Annotated in this window: 21 protein-coding genes; 12 read left to right on the plus strand and 9 right to left on the minus strand. The window is 49.4% G+C overall.

Annotated elements, in window-relative coordinates:
- Window positions 1-8: 8 nt before the first annotated feature.
- The 4 genes from NNL21_RS21510 to NNL21_RS21525 all read right to left on the minus strand — a co-directional run bounded on the left by NNL21_RS21510 (window position 9) and on the right by NNL21_RS21525 (window position 3399).
- Entirely contained in the window at window positions 9-695 is a 687-nt protein-coding gene (locus NNL21_RS21510) for a YceI family protein (RefSeq protein ID WP_204820384.1), read from the minus strand.
- 123 nt (window positions 696-818) lie between these two features.
- Entirely contained in the window at window positions 819-1664 is an 846-nt protein-coding gene (locus NNL21_RS21515) for a M56 family metallopeptidase (protein WP_204820383.1), read from the minus strand.
- 3 nt (window positions 1665-1667) lie between these two features.
- Window positions 1668-2078, minus strand: a complete 411-nt coding sequence (locus NNL21_RS21520) for a BlaI/MecI/CopY family transcriptional regulator (RefSeq protein ID WP_204820382.1) — start codon at window positions 2076-2078, stop codon at window positions 1668-1670.
- Between the two features lie 253 nt (window positions 2079-2331).
- Window positions 2332-3399 (minus strand): LLM class flavin-dependent oxidoreductase, encoded by a 1068-nt coding sequence (locus NNL21_RS21525; protein WP_256555386.1) that lies wholly within the window; start codon window positions 3397-3399, stop codon window positions 2332-2334.
- Between the two features lie 202 nt (window positions 3400-3601).
- On the opposite strand from NNL21_RS21525, the gene NNL21_RS21530 reads away from it, so the two are divergent.
- The 5 genes from NNL21_RS21530 (at window position 3602) to ade (ending at window position 10561) form a co-directional block, all read left to right on the plus strand.
- On the plus strand, window positions 3602-4273 hold the full coding sequence (locus NNL21_RS21530) for a YdeI/OmpD-associated family protein (protein WP_204820381.1): 672 nt from the start codon (window positions 3602-3604) through the stop codon (window positions 4271-4273).
- Window positions 4274-4343: 70 nt separating this feature from the next.
- Window positions 4344-5600: an SMI1/KNR4 family protein gene (locus NNL21_RS21535; protein ID WP_204820380.1), complete on the plus strand. Its 1257-nt coding sequence runs from the start codon at window positions 4344-4346 to the stop codon at window positions 5598-5600.
- 236 nt (window positions 5601-5836) lie between these two features.
- Window positions 5837-7324, plus strand: a complete 1488-nt coding sequence (locus NNL21_RS21540; protein ID WP_204820379.1) for an SGNH/GDSL hydrolase family protein — start codon at window positions 5837-5839, stop codon at window positions 7322-7324.
- A 115-nt stretch (window positions 7325-7439) separates the two neighbouring features.
- The gene (locus tag NNL21_RS21545) at window positions 7440-8456 is read left to right on the plus strand and encodes an SDR family oxidoreductase (protein ID WP_204820378.1); all 1017 of its coding nucleotides are present in this window, start codon (window positions 7440-7442) and stop codon (window positions 8454-8456) included.
- Window positions 8457-8767: 311 nt separating this feature from the next.
- A complete protein-coding gene (gene ade / locus NNL21_RS21550) occupies window positions 8768-10561 on the plus strand; it encodes an adenine deaminase (protein WP_204820377.1) in 1794 nt (597 codons plus the stop codon).
- A gap of 69 nt (window positions 10562-10630) precedes the next feature.
- Here the strand turns inward: ade and NNL21_RS21555 are convergent, their stop codons facing one another.
- Together NNL21_RS21555 and NNL21_RS21560 are read right to left on the minus strand one after the other, a co-directional pair.
- A complete protein-coding gene (locus tag NNL21_RS21555; RefSeq protein ID WP_373567593.1) occupies window positions 10631-11473 on the minus strand; it encodes an aldo/keto reductase in 843 nt (280 codons plus the stop codon).
- Window positions 11474-11533: 60 nt separating this feature from the next.
- On the minus strand, window positions 11534-12736 hold the full coding sequence (locus NNL21_RS21560; protein ID WP_204820375.1) for an MFS transporter: 1203 nt from the start codon (window positions 12734-12736) through the stop codon (window positions 11534-11536).
- 168 nt (window positions 12737-12904) lie between these two features.
- On the opposite strand from NNL21_RS21560, the gene NNL21_RS21565 reads away from it, so the two are divergent.
- From NNL21_RS21565 to NNL21_RS21585, 5 genes are all read left to right on the plus strand, one after another.
- The gene (locus tag NNL21_RS21565) at window positions 12905-13276 is read left to right on the plus strand and encodes a winged helix-turn-helix transcriptional regulator (RefSeq protein ID WP_204820453.1); all 372 of its coding nucleotides are present in this window, start codon (window positions 12905-12907) and stop codon (window positions 13274-13276) included.
- A 182-nt stretch (window positions 13277-13458) separates the two neighbouring features.
- Window positions 13459-14448, plus strand: coding sequence for a sugar-binding protein (locus NNL21_RS21570; protein WP_204820374.1), 990 nt, complete (start codon window positions 13459-13461; stop codon window positions 14446-14448).
- A complete protein-coding gene (locus tag NNL21_RS21575) occupies window positions 14445-15911 on the plus strand; it encodes a sensor histidine kinase (protein ID WP_204820373.1) in 1467 nt (488 codons plus the stop codon). The genes NNL21_RS21570 and NNL21_RS21575 overlap by 4 nt, the downstream gene beginning before the upstream one ends.
- Window positions 15886-17226 carry an AraC family transcriptional regulator gene (locus tag NNL21_RS21580; RefSeq protein ID WP_204820372.1) on the plus strand — a complete coding sequence of 447 codons (1341 nt, stop codon included), beginning with the start codon at window positions 15886-15888 and terminating at the stop codon, window positions 17224-17226. The genes NNL21_RS21575 and NNL21_RS21580 overlap by 26 nt, the downstream gene beginning before the upstream one ends.
- Before the next feature lie 239 nt (window positions 17227-17465).
- On the plus strand, window positions 17466-18848 hold the full coding sequence (locus NNL21_RS21585) for a sugar porter family MFS transporter (RefSeq protein ID WP_373567589.1): 1383 nt from the start codon (window positions 17466-17468) through the stop codon (window positions 18846-18848).
- Between the two features lie 57 nt (window positions 18849-18905).
- Here NNL21_RS21585 and NNL21_RS21590 read toward each other — a convergent pair whose 3' ends face one another.
- Window positions 18906-19898 carry a DMT family transporter gene (locus tag NNL21_RS21590; RefSeq protein ID WP_204820371.1) on the minus strand — a complete coding sequence of 331 codons (993 nt, stop codon included), beginning with the start codon at window positions 19896-19898 and terminating at the stop codon, window positions 18906-18908.
- 175 nt (window positions 19899-20073) lie between these two features.
- On the opposite strand from NNL21_RS21590, the gene NNL21_RS21595 reads away from it, so the two are divergent.
- Both NNL21_RS21595 and NNL21_RS21600 read left to right on the plus strand, forming a co-directional pair.
- Entirely contained in the window at window positions 20074-20979 is a 906-nt protein-coding gene (locus NNL21_RS21595; RefSeq protein WP_204820370.1) for a LysR family transcriptional regulator, read from the plus strand.
- 75 nt (window positions 20980-21054) lie between these two features.
- Window positions 21055-22074 (plus strand): NADP-dependent oxidoreductase, encoded by a 1020-nt coding sequence (locus NNL21_RS21600; protein WP_204820369.1) that lies wholly within the window; start codon window positions 21055-21057, stop codon window positions 22072-22074.
- A 2-nt stretch (window positions 22075-22076) separates the two neighbouring features.
- Here NNL21_RS21600 and NNL21_RS21605 read toward each other — a convergent pair whose 3' ends face one another.
- Both NNL21_RS21605 and NNL21_RS21610 read right to left on the minus strand, forming a co-directional pair.
- Window positions 22077-23105, minus strand: coding sequence for a sensor histidine kinase (locus NNL21_RS21605; RefSeq protein WP_204820368.1), 1029 nt, complete (start codon window positions 23103-23105; stop codon window positions 22077-22079).
- Complete coding sequence (locus NNL21_RS21610) at window positions 23102-23773, minus strand: response regulator transcription factor (protein ID WP_204820367.1); 672 nt, start codon at window positions 23771-23773, stop codon at window positions 23102-23104. The genes NNL21_RS21605 and NNL21_RS21610 overlap by 4 nt, the downstream gene beginning before the upstream one ends.
- Between the last annotated feature and the right edge of the window lie 35 nt (window positions 23774-23808).

Raw genomic sequence — 23808 nt, forward strand, 5'->3', positions numbered from 1 at the left:
TACCTGATCTATGCCTGATTCTTGTTCAAATTAAGCCGGAGCTGCAAGGTTATGTCGTTCTCGGTATCCAGCATGACCGTGTGAGGATTTTTCATCCCAAAATCGTTGAAGGTCACGACCGTGCTGCCTTCCATTTTAAACGCGCCTTCACTGTAGAGCGCTTCTGCTGCGAAGGCGACCTCCTTCGAAATGCCTTTTACGGTAAGCGTCCCTTTCATGGTAAAAGCGGCCTTCACGCCTTCTTGCCATTCCTTCGGGAAATTATCGAATGATTGGACCGTGAAGGTTGCTTCCGGATTGTCTGAGGCATTCAAGTAATCCGCCCCTTTAATATGTCCGTCCCGCTGAGAGTTGCCCGATTGCAGCGCGTTAATATCGACGACGCCTTGTCCGCTCATATTCGCCTGATCGGCCGTATCGATCTTCCATGTTCCGTTGACGGTCGCCCCTTCAAAATTGACGGTTTCTTTGGACGTTGTGACGGAAAAATAGACCTTCGAATCCGGCTGAATGCTCCATTCGCCATCCAGTTCGGCAGGTTCTATGACTGCCGTATCGGTCTGTACCGGGGCATCTGCTGGTATGACCTCCTGAATCGTAACATGATTCCCGGCATAATAATCGTATGCGGCGTATGCACCGCCTGCCAATACAACGACAACGCCCAACGCAACGATTGTTTTTTTGATGTTCATGAAGAATCCTCCTTATTGTTGATATAAAGGTAGTCCAACCTAAACTTACCGACATGCGTTGTAGTCGTATCAACCTCCTTGTTCGAATACACTACGACATGTAGTGTTAGTGGTTAAAAAAAATTACTGCAGCTCGCCGATAAACAAGATCGATAGCGCCGCGACCACCTGCAGGGACATCATCAAGCTTGTGACCGGCAGCCGGAAAGAAGACTCGACCTGCGGATCGACCAGGAATTGAATTCTATAGTTGATCGACGATTCCGCGAAGGACGCGTTGGTAAACGAATAGCGTTTTGCCGGATTTCTTCGCAGCAGCTTCAGCAATGCGCTCCCGAGATTCTCTATGGAGCCCATGGCTTCGACCGCACATGAATCGGCGAGGACTTCTCGTGCTGTGATATATTGCTTGCGGCTCCACTTGAGAATGGGCACATACCAAAATACGGTCGAGCACATGACCATGAAAAAGGTTTTCAGCGGATCCCTATGCTTCATATGGAAAATCTCATGCCGGATCAGCGCCTCCAGCTCACCGTCGTCCAGCAGCTGCAGAAGCCCCGTGGATAACACGATCCGAGGGCGGATGAAACGCATCGTAAGCGCAATGGGTTCAACGTTGGAAACGACAAGAAAACCGTCCCTTCCGTCGTTATACGCGCGGTTCAAGTCGTCTGAAAGCCTCCTGTCCTGGAGCGAAGCCAGCTTCTTATATGTACGGCAGGACAAATAAAGCTGCCGGGTGATGAGCCAAATGGCCAGCAGCGGCGTGGATACGACCAGCATATCGAGCAGATAGGCCATCCACCCCACACCGAGCCTCTGCATTAAGCTGGTGCAATGTTGAAATAGATTATTGACGGCAACGCCGGAAAACTTCTCGATTAGGTACAGACCCATTTGAATCAGAATAAACAGTGAAATAACAGCACTCGAGAAAAACAGCAATTTCGATCGACGCTTCCACATGATCTATCTTCCTTTTTTGAGCGCTTTTATTTTTTGCTCCAGTTTCTCTAGCAGCTCCGGATCGGCTTCGTCCAACCCGTCAAGCATGTGAGAGACGACCAACGGACCGAAATCTTCTACAAGGTTGTGGGAAATTTCTTTGGACTGGCTCTCCAGAAACCGTTCCTTCGTATCATTCGGACGATAGATCGATGTTCTTCCTACGACTGCCTTAGTCAGAAACCCTTTGTCGGTCAGCCTGTTCATCACGGTCATCACCGTGTTGAAATTCAGTTCCTTGTCTTTCCCCAGCCTTGTCTGCACGTCTTTAATGGACAGATCGGGAGCTGACCAAAGAATATCCATGATTTGAGCTTCCAGCGGGCCGAAAAAGAGTTCAAGCCCCCGGTGGTTGAAATTAAGCTTCTTATTCATTCCGCACGCACCTTTCACTACATATTGTAGTGTGAATGAGGGCGGGAAGTCAATCTTGCTTTCCGCTTTCCACAGTATACAGGGCTTCTCTTAGAATCAGCTTAAGCAAACCTTAAATGAATATGAATGGAAGGAAATAGCGGGGGCGGCGCGATTGCTGGCCTGCTCTCACCAATCCGGAAGTACTGGAACGATGAACTGCTGGCCGCAAAATTCAGGCCAGCAGTACCAACTAAGAACGCTCCGTTTATTCCTATGCTTCGTGCCTTGCAAGCTCCTTGCGTACGATTGGCGCGACCTTGGTGCCGAGCAGCTCGATGGCGTGCATGACATCACGATGCGGCATCGTGCCGACATTCACGTGCAGGAAGAAGCGGGTAACGCCCAAATTTTTGCGCAGCAAAATAATCTTCTCGGCAACGTATTCGGGATCGCCTACATAGAGGGCGCCCCGGAGAGTGCGGGCGGCATCGAAGGCTGCGCGGTTATAATGCTGACCCCAGCCCCGTTCGCGCCCGATGACGTTCATCTGGGCTTGCGTCGAAGGGAAGAATAAATCAGCGGCCTGTTCGGTTGTATCCGCGACGAAACCGTGCGAATGTGTCGCAATCGGCAGCTTATTCGGATCATGACCGGCCTTAGCGGCCGCTTCTTTATAGAGAGCGACCAATGGAGCGAAGCTCTCGGGCATTCCGCCGATGATGGCGAAAGCAATCGGAAGGCCTAGCATTCCTGCACGAATAGCTGATTGTGCATTGCCGCCGCTAGCGATCCATACCGGCAGCGGATTCTGGACGGAGCGGGGATAGACGCCAAGGTTATCGATAGCAGGACGATGGCCGCCCCGCCAAGTCACTTTCTCCGAAGAACGAATCGCAAGCAGCAGCTCCAGCTTCTCCTCGAACAGCTCGTCATAATCATCCAGGCTATATCCGAATAATGGGAAGGATTCAATGAACGAGCCCCGGCCGGCCATAATTTCCGCCCGGCCATTCGAGATGCTGTCAAGGGTGGAGAAGGCTTGATATACGCGAACCGGGTCGTCCGAGGACAGCACAGTGACGGCACTCGTGAGCCTAATCCGCTTGGTCATGCCTGCTGCAGCTGCAAGTACAACCGCAGGCGCGGTACCGGCATAATCGGCGCGGTGATGCTCTCCGATTCCATAGACATCGAGACCGACCTGATCAGCTAACACAATCTCCTCAACCGCATGGCGCAGACGCTCGGCATGGCTGACGGTTTCCCCTGTCACCGGGTCCGGCGTGGCCTCCAGAAATGTACTAATCCCTATTTCCATGCTATTTGCCTGATCGTTCATAACGAATCTCCTCCTTCGATATGTTTAGTTTACTAAATAATTTAATGTTTCTCAACTTTTGTAAGCGATTGTGAGGGCAAGGTGGGGGGGGGGCGGCAACGCTAACGGAAGACATCGGCACGTATAAGCAGCGGTTAGTAGTTTAGGCTATAATGATCTTAAATTAATGAAAGCATTCAAATACACTAAGGGATGAAGCATAATGGCAAAATCGATCGTAGACAAGCTGAATTTGCACAAGTACGATTCAGCGGCAGTATTGGATGCGCCTGAAGGAACGGATTATTTTGCGGAGATGACCGGCTATGATACAGCGCTCAAGGACCGCGCGTATGATCTGATATTTGCTTTCGTGCTGGATATGGAGTCGCTTCAGGAACTGGTTGACCGTGTGATTAGCCATCAGCATCTCCATAAGAATGGCTACCTCTTCGCGGCATATCCGAAGAAGGGGAACAAGGTCTATCCGACCTTCATTCATCGGGATGATTTATTCGCGGGTCTTGGCGCCGATGAGGATGGATATATCGGGATCAGCGATATTAAATTTGCACGCATGGTCGGACTGGATGATGTCTTTACCGTGGTGGGCTTCAAAGAGGATGCCAGAGCGAAGGTTCAGACTTCTTCGAAAGCAAGTCAACGCGTAGATGATTATATAGCCTTGATTCCAAGCGTGGAGAAGGATTTGGCGGATACCCCGGAGCTGCTTGCCCTCTACCAATCGCTTACCCCGGGGTATCGCAAGGATTGGGCGCGTTATGTCTATAGCGCGAAGCAGGAGGAAACGCAAGCGAAGCGGCGGGAAGAAATGAAGATGATTCTGCAGGCGGGCTATAAGAGCCGGGAGCTGTACCGGAAGGATCAATCCTAATCACGCCGGGAAGCGGGCTTGAAATTAAGGAGGCGGAGCAAAGATTCCTAAGCAAGACAGAGATTATGATATGGTCAGTCATTTGGCAAGAGCAATGAACAATCTGGAACGGTATGAGGACGCGCTTCAACAGCTTTTGACGATTGCGAAGCAGGGTGAGCGTGATCCCCTCTGGCATTTTCGTGCGGGCTATTCATACTACTATTTGAAGCAATACGAGGAATCGGTAAGAGAATTTGAGATTGCGGATCAACTTGATCCCGAGGATGAGCATACATTGATGATGCTAGATCGGAGCCGCCGCGGGGCCAAGCGCAACCATAAGAAGCCAAGCGTGCAGCGCAGCGGTAACGGCCTTGGGCAAGTCCCATTTGAAGACTTTGACTTCAGCCATTTTTGGGAAGATGGCGACTATGCTTTACAAGCTTATACAGCTAAGCCGCCTACAGACGAGTTGATTGCTGCCGTTGAGCAGGAATTGGGCTATAAGCTCCCCGCTTCCTACATTACTATGATGAAACTGCATAACGGCGGTATACCCCATAACGTTTGCTTCCCTACGGAGGAAATGACCTCATGGGCAGAAGATCATATTGCGATTACGGGTATTATGGGTATCGGTCGTGATAAGGCTTATTCGCTGTGTGGGGAATTTGGCAGCAGGTTTATGATTGAAGAGTGGGGCTATCCCGACATTGGCGTGGTGATCTGTGATTGTCCTTCTGCAGGCCATGATGTGGTGATGCTGGATTATCGCAAATGCGGCAGGCAGGGTGAGCCTGAGGTTATTCATGTCGACCAGGAAGCCGGTTATGACATAACGTTTCTGGCGGAGAGCTTTGAAGCCTTTATTCAAGGATTGGTGAATGAGGATGTGTATGACACCTCCGAGGAGGATAAACAATACGCTTTGCAGATCGTTGCGAGCGGATTATTCTCCCCGCTGCTTGCAGAGCTTTGTGCGAACGTAACCGAGATCGAGGACATGGAGGGGAGAATCCGTACGGTCTGTACGAGAATCGTGGCTGACAAGGGTTACTTTGCTTTTCATTCCGACGAGCTCTCCACCTTGATGTATGACGTGCAATTTTGGCTGTACACCAAGTCATATCCTCATACAAGTGAGGAGCAGTATCTGGTAGCCTATGAACGAATGATTGCTTTTGGCGGTGGATTTAGTACTAACGGATATGCGCCCGCCTTTATTACGGACTGGCTGGGGGATCGAATGCGGCAAGGCATGATCGTGGAGATAGACGGCATACTCCGCTTCACGGATAGAACGATAGAAGAGCTGCATCAACAGCTGAAGCGCATTGCTTCCTAGATAATGACAAGAATAACCTGTCCATACCTGTAAAGGAAAGAAAAAATCCACTCCCGCACTGAATTAGATTAAGCGCCGCTCCATTGGGCGTCCGCCATTCATTGACAGCGCTTGCATGATCACATATGATTACTTCAAAAATTGATCCTGGATTTGGCCTATGAGGATACAATCAGGGCCTCTGAGTAACGCAGAACATGGCTAATAAGCCGAAATCATGCTGGAGGTGTAGGCTAATGCCTGCTGATCTATTAACGTTTCTATCCAAGTATGCGCTGAATATGAAAGCATCGCAGTTTCCCATCCTAACCGCAAGACGGCGAAATCACATCACAACCGATATGCAAATCATCATGCTGGGCGACAGCCACAGCTGGGGACAGGGCTCCCCGGGTTATGACGTGATTTTCCCGGCCTATTCGGCGCATATGGCCGTTCCGTACAGCAAAGGCTACTATGCCCAATTAAGAGCACATATTCGCAGCAAATATGATTGGTATCCGAATGACCGTACTCATGGCAGCCCATTGGACTTTATTTGTCCGGTTAACGGAAGCTACACGAGAACCAAGCTGGAACGGGTGGAGCCGATTTCCGCTGCAGGCTTCTACTCGCCTCGCGCCGCGGATCAAGCTGCAAGGGCAAATCTGGGTTATCTGGCCTTCAACGCTGCATTTGCTTCGGATCTCCTGCTCATCGCTCCTGAGAGGAACGCTGACGGGAATCCCGGGGCATTAAGTTATGTCGATATGAAGGCTCATGCATCGAAAGTATACATAGGCGTGCTCGCAGGGCAATGCGGCGCCAGGCTGGAAGTATTTTTCCATGATCAGGATAATGGGGAGTGGGACGATAACGAAGCAGGGACGTTCGAAAAACGGAACACGGGCGGTTATCTATATCCTCTGGCAGAGGGTTATCCGAAGGTGACCCAGATCAGGAACGGTGTTCATATCGCCGTAAGCGCAGATGAAGCTGAAATTACATCCTCGAGTGTAATCATCGATACGTATCTGCCTGATGGGGATGAAGAAGTGGTGTATTGTATTGATTATGGCCAGAAACAGATCGGAAGACTTTGTTTGGCGTATGGCGGGGCGCATCCGGATGCAGGGCCGCCTATGGAACCGAAGATTTCGCTAGAGGTTCCTGTGCTTAGGATCAGAGGCCTCTTATTCGACGGTAACGACGCTCGTAATTTCTCGATGGGCGGACATACCGTGGGACAATGGCTGGGTGATGGGACGGCCAGCTTTAACGATCCCTCTCACCCTCACGTGGAGGAGCTTCTTCAATTTGTTCCCTTTACCCCGACACTGGCCATCATTCAAGCTCCTATTGTGAATGAGTATTTACGGCAGACGTCCATTGAAACCTTTACAGCCCATTTAACAACGCTCCTTGACACTCTCAATAGGCATCATAACGAGGAGGGCAGCAGAAGAATGGCTGTTCTCCTGTTTACGACACCAGGGGATAAGTCGATCGCATTCGAAGGGGCTGCCTCAGCCCCGATCAGCTATGACGATTATTACGGAGCGGTGAAGGAATTTTCATCGATACATGGTTATGGTTTTATTGACTTCGAACATTATTTTCGGGATTGCGCTGAAGCGGGTTTATTGGATTATGAGTTTCTGTTCGACGATCCGATTCACCCCAGTCCATACGTCAATGAATTCATCGCCAAGATGTTGGCGGAATGGGTCGATTTGGTCATGTGAGGAAACGGACACCTCTTCTTGGGGAGGTATCGCGGCATGAATGGCGAATAACTGGTCATTGGCATTTTCCTTAATCTAACAGGTTTGTTGTTACCAAATTAGCGGAGGTGGATGTATGAAGGCGTTATTTATTGGAGGAACAGGAACGATTAGTTCAGCCATCACCAAGCAGCTGCTGGAACAAGGATGCGAGCTTTACCTTCTCAATAGGGGAAACAGGAATGCTGCTTTACCAGCTGGCGCAAACATTCTTCAAGCGGATATTAACGATGAAGACCGTGTATCCGGGCTCATTGAAGGCCTGGAGTTTGATGTTGTCGCGGACTTCATTGCCTTTGAACCGGCTCAGCTGGAGAGAGACTATCGCTTATTTAAGGGTAAAACCAAACAATTTATGTTTATAAGCTCTGCATCTGCTTACCAGACGCCTCTGTCCGATTATAGAATTACGGAGGGAACCCCTTTATCCAATCCGTATTGGGCATACTCCAGAAACAAGATTGCCTGTGAAGAATATTTGATGAAGCAATATCGCGAGAACGGTTTTCCGATTACAATCGTACGGCCAAGTCATACCTATGATGAACGCTCCATTCCGCTCGGCGTACATGGCAACAAGGGGAGCTGGCAGGTCGCCAGGCGTATGCTGGAGAATAAACCCGTCATCATTCATGGAGACGGGACTTCCCTGTGGACGATGACGCATAACAGCGATTTCGCCAAAGGATTCATTGGATTAATGGGCAATATTCATGCGATTGGCGAGTCCGTCCATATCACGTCCGATGAATCGGTGACGTGGAATCAAATTTACGAGACCATTGCCGATGCGCTTGGCGTAAAGCTCCAAGCCGTGCATGTTTCATCCGATTTTCTGGCTGCCAGCAGCAAGGTGGATTACAGGGGCGGATTGCTGGGGGATAAGGCGAATACCGTCGTGTTCGATAATGCCAAGCTGAAGAGGCTTGTACCCGGGTTTGTTGCAACGACGCGGCTGGACCAAGGGATCAAACAAACGATCGCCTATATTCTGGCCCATCCGGAGCATCAAACCGAGGATAAGGAATTTGATGTATGGTGCGATAAGGTGATCCTTGCCTTAGATGAGGCCTTAAAGAAAGTAACGGAATAGAAATTTCCCTGCATCTGACGGGAGATATACGATAAGGGTGCCTGAATGGGCGCCCTTTTTGTGCGTTGATCGAGCGATAAGGGAACGTATGATGTACTTCCTGCACGGAAACGGTCCACCGTTCCCACGCACTTCCTCGACAAGTGAGTCCAGATCGTCCCAACCGATATGAATAAAAGTGTCCCATCCGTAGGCAGGCAGCCCTCTTGGCACAACAGATCGTGGATTCGTTTACTTAGCGGTTCAAGTATGCTAATATCGTGAAAATTAGTGCTGCTGCAATCTGAAGCTCATAAAGGAGTATATGGCATATGACACAGAATACAAGACACAAGCTCGTTGATGCGAGCAGAACGATTGCCAGGGTTGCGATGGGCGAGGCTTATGCCGATTTAGTTATACAGAACGGAACATTGGTTAATGTGCATTCAGGCGAATTACTCGAAAATATGGATGTTGCCGTTGCCGCCGGCAGAATCGCCTATGTAGGGAAAGCGGACCACACCATCGGGGCGCAAACGGTCGTGATCGATGCTGCAGGAAAGTACATTTCCCCGGGGCTTCTGGACGGTCATATGCATGTGGAGAGCACGATGCTGTCGGTGACCGAGTTCTCGAAAGCCGGGCTGGCCAAAGGAACGACCGGGATTTTTATGGATCCGCATGAAATCGCGAACGTATTTGGCGCAGAAGGCGTCAGGCTCATGCATGAAGAGGGCCAGCAGCTGCCGCTCAAGGTATTCACGACGTTCCCATCCTGCGTACCGGCGACGGATGACTTGGAGGATGCAGGCGCCAGCTTGGCCGTGGATGATATTAAAGAGGGTATGACATGGGACAATGTCGTAGGGCTGGGAGAAGTTATGAATTTTCCAGGCGTCGTGTATGGCGATCCGAAGATGTGCGGTGAGATAGCGGAAACGATCAAACACGGCAAGACTGTGACGGGACATTTTCCAAGTGATGATGATCGTATGCTGCAGGCGTATATTGCCTCCGGCGTGACCTCCGATCATGAAACCATTACCCGTGAACAAGGTCTCCACAAGGTTCGTATGGGCATGCATCTGATGATTCGCGAAGGCTCGGCCTGGCATGATGTGAAAGAGGTCATTAAGGTCGTAACGGAGGACAAGGTGAGCACGGACAATATCTCGCTCGTAACCGATGATGTCAATCCACAGACGCTAGTGGAGAAGGGGCATATCAACCATGTGGTCCGCCGCGCGATCGAAGAGGGCGTTGATCCTGTCACAGCGATTCAGATGGCAACGATTAATGTGGCGCGTTACTTTAAGCTGGAGCAGGATCTGGGCAGCATTGCGCCTGGCAAATGTGCAGACATCTTATTGATAGATGATATCCGGAAGGTCGAGCCTTCCACAGTCATTACGGATGGTCAGGTGGTATATGATCAGGGGGTGTTTCGCGTTGAATTCCCTACATTCATCTATCCCGAGCATATCCGCAATTCCATGAACGTGAAGCGTGAGCTTACGGCCGAGGACTTCAAGCTTGCAAGCCGGGGCCAGCGGGATAAGACGCAAGTGAACGTCATTCGTGTGATTGAGAACAGCGCCCGAACAGAGAAGATGCAGGCCATGCTCCAGGTTGAACAAGGGATCATCCAACCGGATGCGAAGCAGGATATTATCCGCCTTGCATGCATCGAGCGGCATCATGGAACCGGACAAATTTCGCTTGCGTTCGCGCATGGGTTTCAAGTGAAGACAGGTGCGGTAGCCTCAACGGTGGCGCATGACAGTCATAATCTTCTAGTCATGGGAATCGATGAGCAGGATATGTCCTTCGCAGCCAATGAGCTTGTCCGAATGGGGGGAGGCACGATCGTCGTGGAGAACGGTAAAGTGCTTGCCCAGGTGCCGCTTACCATTGCCGGGCTTATGTCGGATAAGTCCTTGCTTGAAGTCGTGGATGAGGTTACTCAGCTTGATCAAGCTTGGAAGCAGATTGGCTGCTCGCTGAACGCTCCGTTCATGACCTTCTCGTTAATTGCGCTGCCCGTTATTCCAGAGATTCGAATTACGAACCGAGGCCTCGCAGATGTGACGGCATTTAAATTAATTGACGTCGAAATAGTATAAGTACTGCGCAAAATAGCGCCATTCCCTTCGTGTCGAAGGAGATGGCGCCATCTTTATTTGGAAGTGATATTAAAAATCAAAGTTGTCCGGATCCGGGCCGACTCGAAGATTCTGATTCAAGCCATCTATCCGGGCGAGATCCTCTTGCGATAGCTCAAAATCAAAGACGGACGCGTTTTCTATGATGCGTTGTTCCTTCGTGGACTTAGGGATGGTGATAACGCCATGCTGTAAGTCCCAGCGCAGGATAATTTGAGCAACGGATTTGCCGTGTTTACCCGCGATCTCCTGCAGCGTAGGATCATCCAGCAGCTGCCCCTGCATTAACGGGGACCAGGCCTCCATCTGAATGCCTTGTTCCTTACAATATTTCCTCAGTTCCGGCTGCGTCAATCGCGGATGAAACTCAACTTGGTTGACCATCGGTTTAATGGCGGCCTTCTTCATTAATTTTTCAATATGATGAATTTGGAAATTGCTTACTCCGATCGCCTTTACGCGCTTCTCGTTATATAAGGTTTCCAATGCCCTCCACGCCTCTTCATACTTGCCTTCCACAGGCCAGTGAATGAGATAGAGATCGAGATACTCGAGCCCTAGCTTATCTAGACTTGTTTCGTAAGCGGCCAGCGTGGATTCATATCCTAAGTCGGCATTCCAAACCTTTGAAGTAATAAAGAGGTCTTCTCTAGACAGATTGTTCTCACGTATGGCTTCGCGAATGCCCTGTCCGACACCCTTCTCATTCGCATACACCGCGGCTGTATCGATACTGCGATAACCGCTCGCTATGGCTGACTTTACCGCCTGGACGAGCTCCTCGCCTTCTTCAACCTTAAAAACGCCAAGTCCCAGCCAAGGCATCTGGACGCCATTGTGTAACTTCGTTGTATCTTGCAAATGTTTCGCGATCATATGATAAACCTCCTGGATGTTGTTGAATGTGCTGTCTCTGTTCATGAGCAGCTATCTTCAGCTAGGGGACTTGCCTGTAAGCTTATCTTTTCTTTCCAGAGCACGTGCCCAACCGGTTAAGAACACGGCTCCAAGAACCATTAAGGCTCCTACCCACGCGGTATGGATGAGTCCCATTGAATCTGTAACCACACCACCCAAGTATGCCCCAATCGCAATCCCCGCATTAAACGCGGCAATGTTGACCGCCGAAGCGACATCAACCGCTTTGGGCGCGAATCGCTCCGCCAGCATCACCACGTACACTTGCAATCCCGGTACATTCATAAAAGCAAACAGGCCCATAAAGAAAATCGTAATCAACCCGGCGGCTTTAAACGGAACCGTGAACGTTAGGATGAGAAGGATCAGGGATTGCAAAATAAACATATAGAACAAAGCAGATACAGGCTTGCGGTTAGCGGCCTTCCCGCCAATTACGTTCCCGATGGCAATGGCAATTCCATATACCAAGAGAATAACTGCCACCGTCGTGTCCTTAAATCCGGTTATATCATGCAGCAGCGGGGATAAATAAGTGAAGACGACAAATGTGCCTCCATACCCGATCGTTGTAATGGCGAAGGCAAGCAGCAGCCGCCCATTCGTAACCAGTTTAATCTGCTCGCGAAGCGGCGTCTTGGTTCCTCTGCGCAAATCGGAAGGAATTAAGATCATATTGGCGATGAAGGCAACCAGGCCGACCACAACGATTCCGACAAAAGCAGCCCGCCAGCCCAAGTGCTGCCCAATCAACGTGCCCAAGGGCACCCCTGTAACAGTAGCGACCGTGAGTCCGGAGAACATAATCGCAATTGCGCTGGCCCGGCGGTTCTCCGGCACGAGATCCGCCGCGATCGTAGAGCCAATCGACATAAACACACCGTGTGACAAGGCGGAGATGATGCGGGCAGCGAGCAGAATACCGATTCCGTTCGCTGTTGCCGCGAGGCTGTTACCCGCAATAAAAACAATCATGATCCAGAACAATAAGGTCTTCCGTGGAACCGTCGTGGTTAAAGACGTTAACAGAGGGGCGCCGAAGGTTACCCCCAGTGCATATAAAGAAACGGTTAAGGCGGCTGTCGTAACCGATATATGGAAGTCATCCGAGATCAGGGGAAGCAGCCCCACACTGATGAACTCTGTTGTCCCGATTGCAAAGGCACTTATCGCTAACGCAAGGAGTGCCAATGTACTTCTCTTTTTATCTAATGTCATGATGTTTGACCCCTTTCGTATAGCATCGCCGGCCGGCAAATGTTATTATGAGTGATCGATACCATCATGACCAGTACGTACTTATTAGTGATATAGGTACTAAAAAGTAATATATAGGCCGTCATATGAATTCACGAATTGGGTTTGGGGGAATTGGCTGTGACTGTGATCAAGAAGAAATATAATATTTCAGTGGAAGCAACCTTGGAGGTAATCGGGGGGAAATGGAAATGCGTGATCCTGTGCCACCTGACATATGGGAAGAAGCGGACAAGCGATTTGAAACGGATAATGCCTGCCATCACGCAAAAAATGTTGATTCAGCAGCTGAGGGAATTAGAACAGGATGGCATCGTGAACCGCATCAGCTACAACCAGGTTCCTCCTAAGGTGGAATATGAGCTTAGCGAGTATGGCTGGAGCTTGAAATCGATATTAGACTCCCTCTGCGCATGGGGGGAAAACCATATTATTAAAGAATACGGCGATAAATTCGCCGTGTTGGAGAACAATGGCCTCAATCATCATCCAACAGACTAACGCTGCTTTTAACTAAGGAGTCTAACCCGTCAATCAGGAGCCGATCAGGCTCGGATTAACGGGTTAGATTCTTTTTTCTATCCTGCTGCTTCAGAACTTTAGCGGTGACTAACCTTATATTTCAAGCTGATTTTCGCATACTAAGTCTAAATTCCTGAAAAACGATGGGGTGTTCCTATTCCATGACAAACCGAAAATGGACGTTGGGACTGATCGCCCTGATTCTTGTATGCGGCTATGTTCTGATCCAGCTCTTGTCCTCCACGATGAGAATCGATCGTCTGGTTCAGCAAATTGAACCGAGCAAGATGGAAGGTCCAGCCGTAAAGCATGTAGTGCTGATCGCGCAAGAGCTGGACAATCCATTCTGGAGAACAGTAGAGCAGGGAGCGAATGATGCAGCTGGTAAGCTGGGGATGAAGATCGATTATATGGGACCCATTCGAATTAACCCTTCCGAGCAAAAGAAACTGCTTGAGAAATCAATTACGGCCGGACCAGATGCGATCGTGGCACAAGGGATTTCGGACCCTTACTATGAGCGGCTGATTAACAAAGCCATCGATCAAGGCATTCCCGTCATCACCGTCGATGCGGATGAGCCTGGGAGTCGGCGTCTGGCCTACGTAGGAACGGATAATCGGGAAGCAGGCAAGCGGATGGGGGAGCTTGTGGTGAAGGATGCTGCAGGGAATGGAAGAATCGGTGTCATTATCGGCAGTGAACGAGCGGATAACCAGCGGCTGCGCTTAGAGGGGTTCCGTTCCATTATCTCGAGCACCCCTGGATTTGAGATCATAGACATCCGTTCATCGAATATTTCACGAATTCAAGCGGCTCAACAAACCGAGGCGATGCTGAGGCAGCATAATCGGATGGGAACGATCGTAGGATTTAGCGCCCTGGATGCAGCTGGCATTCTTGAGGGAATTAGGGCGGCAAACAAGGAAGATATGCACGTGTTCGGCTTTGATGATTTGGAGGAGACCAGACGAAGCATCGCACAGGGAGACGTCATGGCTGTGATTGTTCAGCGGCCCAAGGAAATGGGCTCCAAGTCGATCCAGTTATTAGAGCAATATTTCAAAGGGGGCTCGTTTCCCAAGCAGCATTATATCAAGACTACTATTCTGGATAGCGAGCGGATGAATGCAAGTGTGAGCGGCCGATGAATATGCGAAGAATGCTGTTTATCGTCATACCAGCGCTATTCATTATGAATAACGCCGTTTCCTTCTTTATCTTTCAAAGCGGAAGAACGGTGCAGCAAAGCTATAATTTGATGCTGAACCGGGTATTGCTGTATAAGCAAGCTGACGAACAAACGAAGGGAAGTCTGCGGGCAATCAATGTCTACCTGCAGGATCGGAGTGAAAGCAGCCTTGCGGCCTACAAGCAGCAGCGAGATGAATTAAGGAAGCTGCATACAAGCTTGTCCGCTCAGAGCACGATTCCGGCTGCCGATCTCATCGTACGCAGTTATCGCAATATGCTGCACACATTCATCCTGCAAGCAGCAGATATTGTTGAGGCTTCGAATAGCCCGTCCCCATTAGCTTACGCGGATTTCTACGAAGAGGCGGAACAAACGGCCGGATTCATACAAGAAGAAGGGCATTATCTGATTGACCAGGAACTGAGCTATTACCAGCCGCTCTACAGGCAAATTCTCATTCAGACTGATGTCATGAATTACTGGGGAGTAGTTGTCTTTATTCTGAATACGGTGATCAGCGTCATGTTTGCTTATTGGATTTCGCTTCGTATTACAAGACCCATTAAGCAGTTGGTCCAGACTGCACGATCCATATCGAATGGCAACTTCCAAATCGCTCCTCCCCCTTTGAGCGCCCGTAATGAGTTTCGTATCTTGTCAGAAGCCTTCGTCCACATGCAGAACAATCTGAAGGAACTCATTGTGAAAGAGAAGGAAAGCTTGGAGAAGGACCGGCTGGTCAAGGAGTTGGAGCTGGAAGTGCTGCAGAATCAGATCAACCCTCATTTTCTGTATAATTCCTTGAACGTATTATCCAAGCTCGCGCTGCTTGAGGGCGCTGAACAGACGAGTGATCTTACCGTTTCGCTGTCTAATCTGCTTCGTTACAATCTTCGGAAATTGGATCGTCCGGTGACACTCCGGGATGAGGTTGAGCATGCGAAGGAATATTTCATTATCCAACAAGCCCGTTTCCGCGAACGCATACGGTTTGAGACCGATATCGAGGAGGGTGGACTGGACGTACTCGTACCGATGCTGACTCTTCAGCCGCTATTGGAGAATGTCTTCGTGCATGGCATCGAAGGCAGGGAGGAAGGGGCGCTAATTAAGCTGACGATTACTTGTAAGCCAGATGAAACTTGGATTGCCATATCCGATAACGGAATCGGTATGAGTGCAGAGGTCCGTGAATCGCTGCTTCACTTTGACTCAGAGCGCCCATTAGGCCGGAGAGAACAAGAAAAGGGGCATTCAACAGGGTTGGGGACACGTAACGTGTTCAGACGATTGGAATTATTTTATGGGAGGAAGGATATGATAACCATTCACAGTGAGCCGGGTCAAGGAACAACGGTTATGATACGAATACCTGCTAAGAAGGAGGAGAGGAATGTATCGCCTACTGATCGCAGATGATGAAGCATTAGAACGGGAAGGCATAGAGTGGATCGTAACCCGGATGATGCCGGATACCTTCGAAATCATTCATGCTGAAAATGGCCGAATAGCCATTCAGAAGGCAGATCAATTTCATCCTCATATCATTATGATGGATATTCGAATGCCAGGCATTCAAGGTCTTGAGGCATTAAAAGCAATCAAGGCTCAGAACCCGCAGGTCAAGATGGTTCTGGTTACCGCCTATGAATATTTTGAATATGCGAAAGAAGCTCTTTCTCTCGGGGTTAATGAATACCTTGTGAAGCCGGCCAAACGGGGTCAGATCGTCGCACTCCTGCAGCGGCTAGTGGCTGAAATCGAGCAGGAGCAAAAGAAACGTGATGAAGAGTTTGGGATCCGGGATAGGCTCTTTCAATTGCTCCCGCTGGCGGAAACGGAAATAGCTTTGGTGTTTATGTCCGATCAGGTGAACGAAGTCGAAGTGGAGCATCTTGCCGAAATTCTGGAGATCTCCATCGATAAAGGATGCGCTCTTGTACTTGCATTCCCGGAAGTAGGGGGAGAGAAGAAAAAGATATATGATACCGTAAAGAATGCAGCCAACGGAATCATCAAGGAGAGTACCGGTTATGTGGTGAGTTCTATGGTTCATAGCCACATGGCCCTATTCCTCCTGGAGAAGCAGCAAACTGAAGATGAGGCATTAAGAGAAGCGGCACTGCAATTAGGCTCTAAACTGGCAGAAGCCCTTCATCAACAGCGAGGCATCACAATCTCAGTGGGCATTGGAAGCGTCGGAGCGGACATGGAGGAGATCAGGAGATCGTATTACGAAGGTGTATTTGCTTCCACGTATGATAACAAATGGGGAAGCCTGCGCCGCTTTGAGGATCTGAATGTCGCAAAGGGACAAGACGAGCAAGCGCAGCAAAGTACGATTAGCTATAACTCGGAGAGCACTTATGTGGAATTAGCCATTAAGCAGATCCGTGAGGAACGTGAACAGCGGACCTGGAATGTTGTAGACCGAGCTGCAAGGTTTATCCAAGAGCGGTTTCAAGAGGAGCTTTCTCTTGAAGATGCGGCCGACCATGTTCACTTAAATCCTTATTACTTCAGTAAAGTATTCAAGCAGCAAACCGGGGAAACTTTTATCGACTATGTGACAAGACTGCGCATCGAAAAGGCGAAGGAACTCATGAAGGACGGACAACTCAGCTTGAAAGAGGTCTGTTACTTGGTGGGCTATAAGGACCCGAATTATTTCAGCCGCGTGTTTAAGAAGGTTACCGGGCTAACCCCGTCTGAGCATCGAATGCAGCTTCAATAAATGAATGGGTTCATGCCATTAGGCATGGACTAATTTGTCGTGTCCAGTTAAATGATGCTAGCACACTGCCTGTTATCGGACTGGGGCTGGATCAGCACAATATTATGCTGGTGATGAACAAATTAGTGAAGGGAATGGGCCGCTAAGGTGAATAATTCAAATGTTACAATAAAACTCGTACTAATGGTTGTTCATAAAAAGGCTCGTTTAGAGGTAAACAGGTCAGAAGGGGCATAAATGTGAGCTCAAATATAAAGAAGCAAGGCGAACAAGTCAGCATGAAGTTTGTGACGCTGGTATCGATGGTAGCTGCTCTTGGCGGGCTGTTATTTGGGTTTGATACCGCTGTTGTGTCGGGTGCGATTGGTTTCATGAAAGAGCGCTTTGATTTAGATGAGCTGCAGGTCGGCTGGGCGGTTTCAAGCTTGATTATTGGCTGCATTGTCGGGGCCGCAAGCTCGGGCGTGCTTAGCGAGAAGTTCGGAAGGAAGAACATCCTGATAACGGCTGCCATCTTATTTATAATCGGGTCGGTTGGTTCAGCCATTCCGGATACGTTCAATGGCTATATTATAGCTCGAATCATCGGAGGAGTAGGCATTGGTATTACTTCTACGCTGTGTCCCCTCTATAATGCAGAGATCGCGCCAGCCCAATATCGCGGACGTTTAGTAGCCCTTAATCAGCTAGCTACCGTTACCGGTATATTCCTCGTCTATTTCATTAACTTGTGGATTTCGGGACTTGGTGACGACGCGTGGGATGTTTCTACGGCTTGGCGTTGGATGTTTGGGTTCGGCATTCTGCCTGGCGTATTATTCTTAGTCCTGCTGTTCTTTGTGCCAGAAAGCCCAAGATGGCTAATCAAGCAGGGCAGGGCGGAAGAATCGCTGCCGATTTTACTTCGGATTCATGGCGAGACATTAGCCAGACAAGAAGTATTGGATATAAAGGAGTCGTTCGAGCAAGATAACGGATCGATTCGCCAATTATTCAGTCCTGCATTGAGACTGGCTCTTATTGTGGGTGTAGGCTTGGCTATTCTCCAGCAGGTTACGGGGATCAACGCCATTATGTACTATGCGCCGGAAATCTTCAAGCAGACCGGAGCGGGGACGAATGCTGCCCTGATTCAAACCATTCTTGTGGGTTTGATAAATTTTCTATTCACGATTCTTGCGATTTGGCTCATCGATAAGGTGGGACGTAAAGCGTTATTGCTCGTCGGTTCCTCAGTCATGACAATTTGTCTTGCTGTAATAGGAATCGCCTTTCAAACGGGACAACCTTCAGGACCTCTGGTGCTCATCTTTATCTTATTATATGTAGCTGCCTTCGCGGTATCACTTGGTCCGGTCGTGTGGGTTATTATGTCGGAAATCTTCCCGAACCGTATTCGGGGAAAAGCAACAGCCCTTGCTTCTATGGCGCTGTGGGCTGCAGATTATGTCGTGTCGCAGGCATTCCCTCCGATGCTTGCTTCTGCGGGTCCGGCCATTACCTTCTGGATCTTCGGCATTATGGCATTGATTACTTTCATATTCACATGGCGTGTTATCCCCGAAACGAAAAATAAATCATTGGAAGAAATCGAGTCACTGTGGTCATCCAATAAGGCATAGCTAGAATAAAGGGATGTCCCCCAAGGTTTGTTAAACCTCGGGGGACATCCCTTTATGTTATCGAGCCGCCTCGACCCCTGCAGCGTCGCGTGCAGCCGTATAGGTTATGTGGGCAGGCTCTTCATTGCCTCGCAAAGATTTTCTTTGGAGTGCATTGTTTCGAATCAAAGCAAAGATAATGAGCAGCGTTCCGAAGAACTCATAACCGCTTATATGATAGCCTTGGAAGGCCATAATAATGAATGTGGTTATGGGAACAACATTGATAAATAAGATACCGTTAAGCGGCGACAATAACTTGATTCCCGCATTCCAGCTTAACAGGGCTGCGAGCCCCGGCACTAAGACCATGAAGGACATTTCGTATTTAACCGAGAGTACCGTCTCCCAGGTGGGTACGGGAAGCACTTGGAAGGCGGAGGCGAGGGCAACGATTACGCCGCTCACGGCACTTCCCAGCAAGCAGGTTAACGTGGAGTAGCGCAGTGTCGACCACTGGCCAAACTTGCTTCCCCCCATGGAATAAATCACCCAGCCTACGACACCGACAAACATCAGCAGCAGCGGAATCAGATGCTGCCCGGCCATGATGAAGAAGGCCAGCTTCCCATTGGTGATCACAAGCAAAGCACCGGCAAGCGCGATCGCTACACTCGTGAGCATGAATTTCTTGGGGGCTTTCCGAGTCGTGATCCACACCACCATGATGGAGATCATCGGCATGAGCACTTCCATAATCGAGGCAGCGACTGTACCGGATTCCCCCATGAGCTGCTGCCCGAAGAAGACGAACATATTATAGACCGTGAAGGCCATCGTTCCATAAATCAATAAAGCTTTGCCCCGTCCCTCTAAGCGGAACGACGCTTTCCCTTCTTTGACCAGCAGCAGCACGCTGAGGATGACGCCAACCAGCGCATAACGGATAAGCGAAAAGTAGAAGGGGTCGATTTGCTGCAGGGCGAGATGTGCGACGGGGAACATAGCTCCCCACGACATACTTGCGATGAGGCACAGCAAGGAGCCGATGATGATTTGCTTCTTAAACATTTGAGTGGTCTCTCCCTAACAAGAATCTGCCAACATATTGTACATAGACCATCATAGAGGGAGGGAAGCCAATAGTAAAATGATTGAAAATAAAGATTATCATCATTTATAATGATACATAGAAGAAAGAGGCTAAAGGCATTTCGGACAGCGGAACAGGGAGGGGCCCGATCCATTGGAGTTCAATGATCTGAAAATTTTTCAAACCGTTGCGAAGCATGAAAGTATCAGCAAGGCAGCGTTGGAGCTCAGCTATGTACAATCCAATGTGACAGCGAGAATTAAGCTGCTGGAGAAGGAGCTTCAGACGCCCTTATTTTATCGGCATAAGCGCGGGATGATCCTAAACACGGAGGGGAAGCGGCTGTTGGAGCATTCCCGGGAGATCCTGTCCAAGGTGGAGGAAATGAAGCGTACCTTCCAAGATAAATCAACCCCTTCCGGCGTCCTCGAGATCGGTATCGTGGAAACCGTGATCGCTCTTCCGGATATCTTATCCGCCTATAACAGCAAGTACCCGGATGTTGAACTATCCTTAAAAGCCGGAGTAACCGATCGGCTGCTTCAAGAGGTTATTGATATGAAGCTCGACGGAGCGTTCGTTACAGGCCCCATCCGGCATCCCTTAATCGAGCAGGTTGAGGTTATTCAGGAGAAGCTGGTGCTTGTCACCAAAGGAAGTGCCTTCTCTGTGGAAGATATCACGACCAAGCCTCTGCTGCTGTACAATAAGGGCTGCGGTTATCGCGGGCGGTTGGAAAGCTGGATGAAGGTGGAGGGCATTATCCCGAAGCAGATCATGGAGTTCGGCACGTTCGGAACGATCATCGGGAGCGTAGCAGCCGGAATAGGAATCACGATACTTCCGGAATCGTCCGTCACCGATCTGGCTGCCAATGGCACCGTGGTTTGCCATCGCATACCCGAGCCTTATCGCGAGGTTACGACCATTTTTATTCGGCGTAAAGACTCAATCTTAACGAATACGCTGCAGTGCTTCATAGACGAGATTATAGCCCGAACGAGACATGCGAACATGCGGCACTCCGAAATCATACCCATGAGTTCTACAGATGGATAAATGGCTGGGATGGTTATACCGTCACAAGGGTATAGTATCCGGTAGCCAATTTAAACATAAAGTGAGTGTGACGATATGGGAAACAGCTTAAGCAACCAAACCATCATCTTGTTGTCCCGTCCTGAAGGGATGCCGACTGAACGGAATTTCGAATTCAGAGAATCGGAAGTCCCGGAGCCGCAGGCTGGGCAGGTTGTCGTTCGGTCGATCTACTTGTCCGTTGATCCGTACATGCGGGGCAGGATGAATGAAGGCAAATCGTATATCGAAGCGTACCGGCTCGGAGAAGCGATTGCCGGCGGTGTCGTAGGCGAGATCATTCAGTCCAAGTCTGACCACTATCAGGTTGGAGACAAGGTACTGGGGATGCTCAGTTGGCAAATGTACAATGTGGTTGAGGCCAAAGCTCTGCGAAAAATCGACGATTCAATCGCGCCGCTGTCCGCCTATTTAAGCGTCATTGGATTGACCGGTCTTACAGCTTATTTTGGCCTGCTTGATATCGGACGCCCCCAGGAAGGGGAGACAGTTGTCGTCTCCGGAGCGGCGGGCGCGGTCGGGATGGTCGTCGGGCAGATCGCCAAGATTAAAGGAGCACGGGTTGTCGGCATTGCGGGTACGGACGAGAAGACGCAGTATTTGGAGAAGGAGCTCGGGTTTGACGCGGCTATTAATTATAAGACGGCCGGGAATTTACGTGACGCGCTTCAACAAGCTTGTCCGAACGGGGTTGACGTATACTTCGACAATGTTGGCGGTACGGTCTCTGATGCTGTCATGAGCTTGTTGAATGATTATGCGCGGATTCCTCTATGCGGAGCGATCTCCTCCTATAACAGCACCGATGAGGATCTGGGCCCGCGTATTCAAACCCAATTAATCAAGACGCGTTCCTTGATCAAAGGATTTGTGTTTGCCGATTACGCCGCGCGCACGAATGATGGCTTGCAGGATCTCGTGAAGTGGCTGAGCGAAGGCAAGCTGAAATATGAAGAGACGATCGTGGAAGGCTTCGAGCATGTTCCGCAAGCCTTTCTACAATTGTTCGAAGGAAAGAATCTGGGTAAAATGCTCGTGAAGGTGAATGAGCGATAACCTTACAACCGATAGTAATTTCGCAGTTTCGGGAAATGAATCGTGACTCTTGTGAAGTCGCCTTCCTCCGAATAGACGGATAACTCATGCCCTAATTTCAAGGCCATCTTCTTGGCGAGATAAAGGCCCATTCCTGTTGATTTCGCGTGGCTCCTTCCAATGGAGCCCGTGAAACCTTTTTCAAATACGCGATTTACATCCTCCAGCTTAATCCCGATCCCGCTATCCTCGATCAGAAGCCGCTTTTCTTGACCGTCTTCCTCGAAACTAACGGTAATGCGCCCTCCTTCAGGCGTATATTTCAATGAATTAGCTACGATTTGATTGACAATATAAGAGAGCCATTTGCTGTCACTATGCACATACTGTCCCAATTCGTTTATATGCAGGCTGATATCCTTGTTGATAAACAGCTTGGCATATTTCTTGGCGCTATCTTTGATGACTTGACTCAGCTGTACTTCCGTAATGAAATAATCCTTGGAGAAGGAGTCGATGCGGGAGTAATAGAGAGCCTGCTCGACGTAATTATCGATTTTGCCGAGCTCGTCTTCTAATCGGTCTATAAGAAAGTCGACCGATTTGCCTGCACTGTTATCCATAAGCAGCCGGCTTGCCGCAATCGGGAGCTTCACCTCATGAATCCATGACATAATGAAATCCTGATGGTCCCGTATTTCGTCTGCCGTTTTTTGCAGCTGGCTGGTATTCGTTTCATCCAGTTTTTGTATGAGCGCTACGTACAGTGCCTGTTCATTATTTTGCGGCGGCGGCACTGCTGCTGCGGCAGCTTGCCCATAACCGTCGCCGCTCAACTCATTCATCGTTTGGTAGAAGGCTCTGCGGTAATAATAGCCGATTGTAATATATAAGGCTGCGAAGATGAAGCATCCGACATTGGCATACACAATGTTGTTGGCGGTATGTCCTTGGTTCGCGCTTACAAGCATGATCAAGGAAACAAAAAGCATTATAATGAGGTAGAAGGCGAAGAAGAAGCGTTTGTCTTTCAAGTATTGGAGATAGCTCATGAGATGATATAACCTTCTCCTTTCCGGGTCGAAATGAAGGCAGCCTTGCCGAGTTCAGCGAGCTTCTTGCGCAGGCGGGTCATGTTCACCGTTAACGTGTTATCGTCCACGAAGCTTTCATCCTCCCAGAGGCTGCGCATTATTTTTTTGCGGGTAACGACGGTTCCTTTATGCTGCATAAGAATTTTCATAATGGTAAATTCCGTTTTGGTAAGCTCCGCCTTCTGTTCCCCGGACAAGATATGTCCATCATTAAGGCTGAGTAAGATGCCATCATGTTCAATAACATTCAGAGATGTTCCCATATAGGAATAGGTCCGGCGCAGCAGCGCATTAATTTTGGCGACCAATACATCCGTGTAGAAAGGCTTTTGAATAAAATCGTCCCCGCCCATGTTCATAGACATCACCATATCAATGGGTGTGTTTCGGGAGGAGATGAATAGGATGGGTACTTTCGAGACTTCTCTTATTTGATTGCACCAGTAGAAGCCGTCAAATGCAGGCAGATTAATATCCATCAAGACCAGGTGAGGATTCTCTCTAACAAACAGCTGCAGTACCTGGTCGAATTCCTCCACCTGTACGGTCTCGAATCCCCATTTGCCAAGCGCTTCCGCCACCATATCGCCAATCGTGCGCTCATCCTCGACAATCATGATTTTCATACTAATCCCTCCGCTCACCAGCCGACTATACCAGC

The organism is Paenibacillus mendelii (assembly GCF_024498075.1).
GTDB classification, from domain to species: Bacteria; Bacillota; Bacilli; order Paenibacillales; family Paenibacillaceae; genus Paenibacillus_Z; species Paenibacillus_Z mendelii.

Excerpts from the sequence above, each read along its gene's own strand:
- NNL21_RS21510 (WP_204820384.1), bottom strand. The coding sequence starts at position 695 with ATGAACATCAAAAAAACAATCGTTGCGTTGGGCGTTGTCGTTGTATTG.
- NNL21_RS21515 (WP_204820383.1), bottom strand. The coding sequence starts at position 1,664 with ATGTGGAAGCGTCGATCGAAATTGCTGTTTTTCTCGAGTGCTGTTATT.
- NNL21_RS21520 (WP_204820382.1), bottom strand. The coding sequence starts at position 2,078 with ATGAATAAGAAGCTTAATTTCAACCACCGGGGGCTTGAACTCTTTTTC.
- NNL21_RS21525 (WP_256555386.1), bottom strand. The coding sequence starts at position 3,399 with ATGAACGATCAGGCAAATAGCATGGAAATAGGGATTAGTACATTTCTG.
- NNL21_RS21530 (WP_204820381.1), top strand. The coding sequence starts at position 3,602 with ATGGCAAAATCGATCGTAGACAAGCTGAATTTGCACAAGTACGATTCA.
- NNL21_RS21535 (WP_204820380.1), top strand. The coding sequence starts at position 4,344 with ATGGTCAGTCATTTGGCAAGAGCAATGAACAATCTGGAACGGTATGAG.
- NNL21_RS21540 (WP_204820379.1), top strand. The coding sequence starts at position 5,837 with ATGCCTGCTGATCTATTAACGTTTCTATCCAAGTATGCGCTGAATATG.
- NNL21_RS21545 (WP_204820378.1), top strand. The coding sequence starts at position 7,440 with ATGAAGGCGTTATTTATTGGAGGAACAGGAACGATTAGTTCAGCCATC.
- ade (WP_204820377.1), top strand. The coding sequence starts at position 8,768 with ATGACACAGAATACAAGACACAAGCTCGTTGATGCGAGCAGAACGATT.
- NNL21_RS21560 (WP_204820375.1), bottom strand. The coding sequence starts at position 12,736 with ATGACATTAGATAAAAAGAGAAGTACATTGGCACTCCTTGCGTTAGCG.
- NNL21_RS21570 (WP_204820374.1), top strand. The coding sequence starts at position 13,459 with ATGACAAACCGAAAATGGACGTTGGGACTGATCGCCCTGATTCTTGTA.
- NNL21_RS21575 (WP_204820373.1), top strand. The coding sequence starts at position 14,445 with ATGAATATGCGAAGAATGCTGTTTATCGTCATACCAGCGCTATTCATT.
- NNL21_RS21580 (WP_204820372.1), top strand. The coding sequence starts at position 15,886 with ATGTATCGCCTACTGATCGCAGATGATGAAGCATTAGAACGGGAAGGC.
- NNL21_RS21590 (WP_204820371.1), bottom strand. The coding sequence starts at position 19,898 with ATGTTTAAGAAGCAAATCATCATCGGCTCCTTGCTGTGCCTCATCGCA.
- NNL21_RS21600 (WP_204820369.1), top strand. The coding sequence starts at position 21,055 with ATGGGAAACAGCTTAAGCAACCAAACCATCATCTTGTTGTCCCGTCCT.
- NNL21_RS21605 (WP_204820368.1), bottom strand. The coding sequence starts at position 23,105 with ATGAGCTATCTCCAATACTTGAAAGACAAACGCTTCTTCTTCGCCTTC.
- NNL21_RS21610 (WP_204820367.1), bottom strand. The coding sequence starts at position 23,773 with ATGAAAATCATGATTGTCGAGGATGAGCGCACGATTGGCGATATGGTG.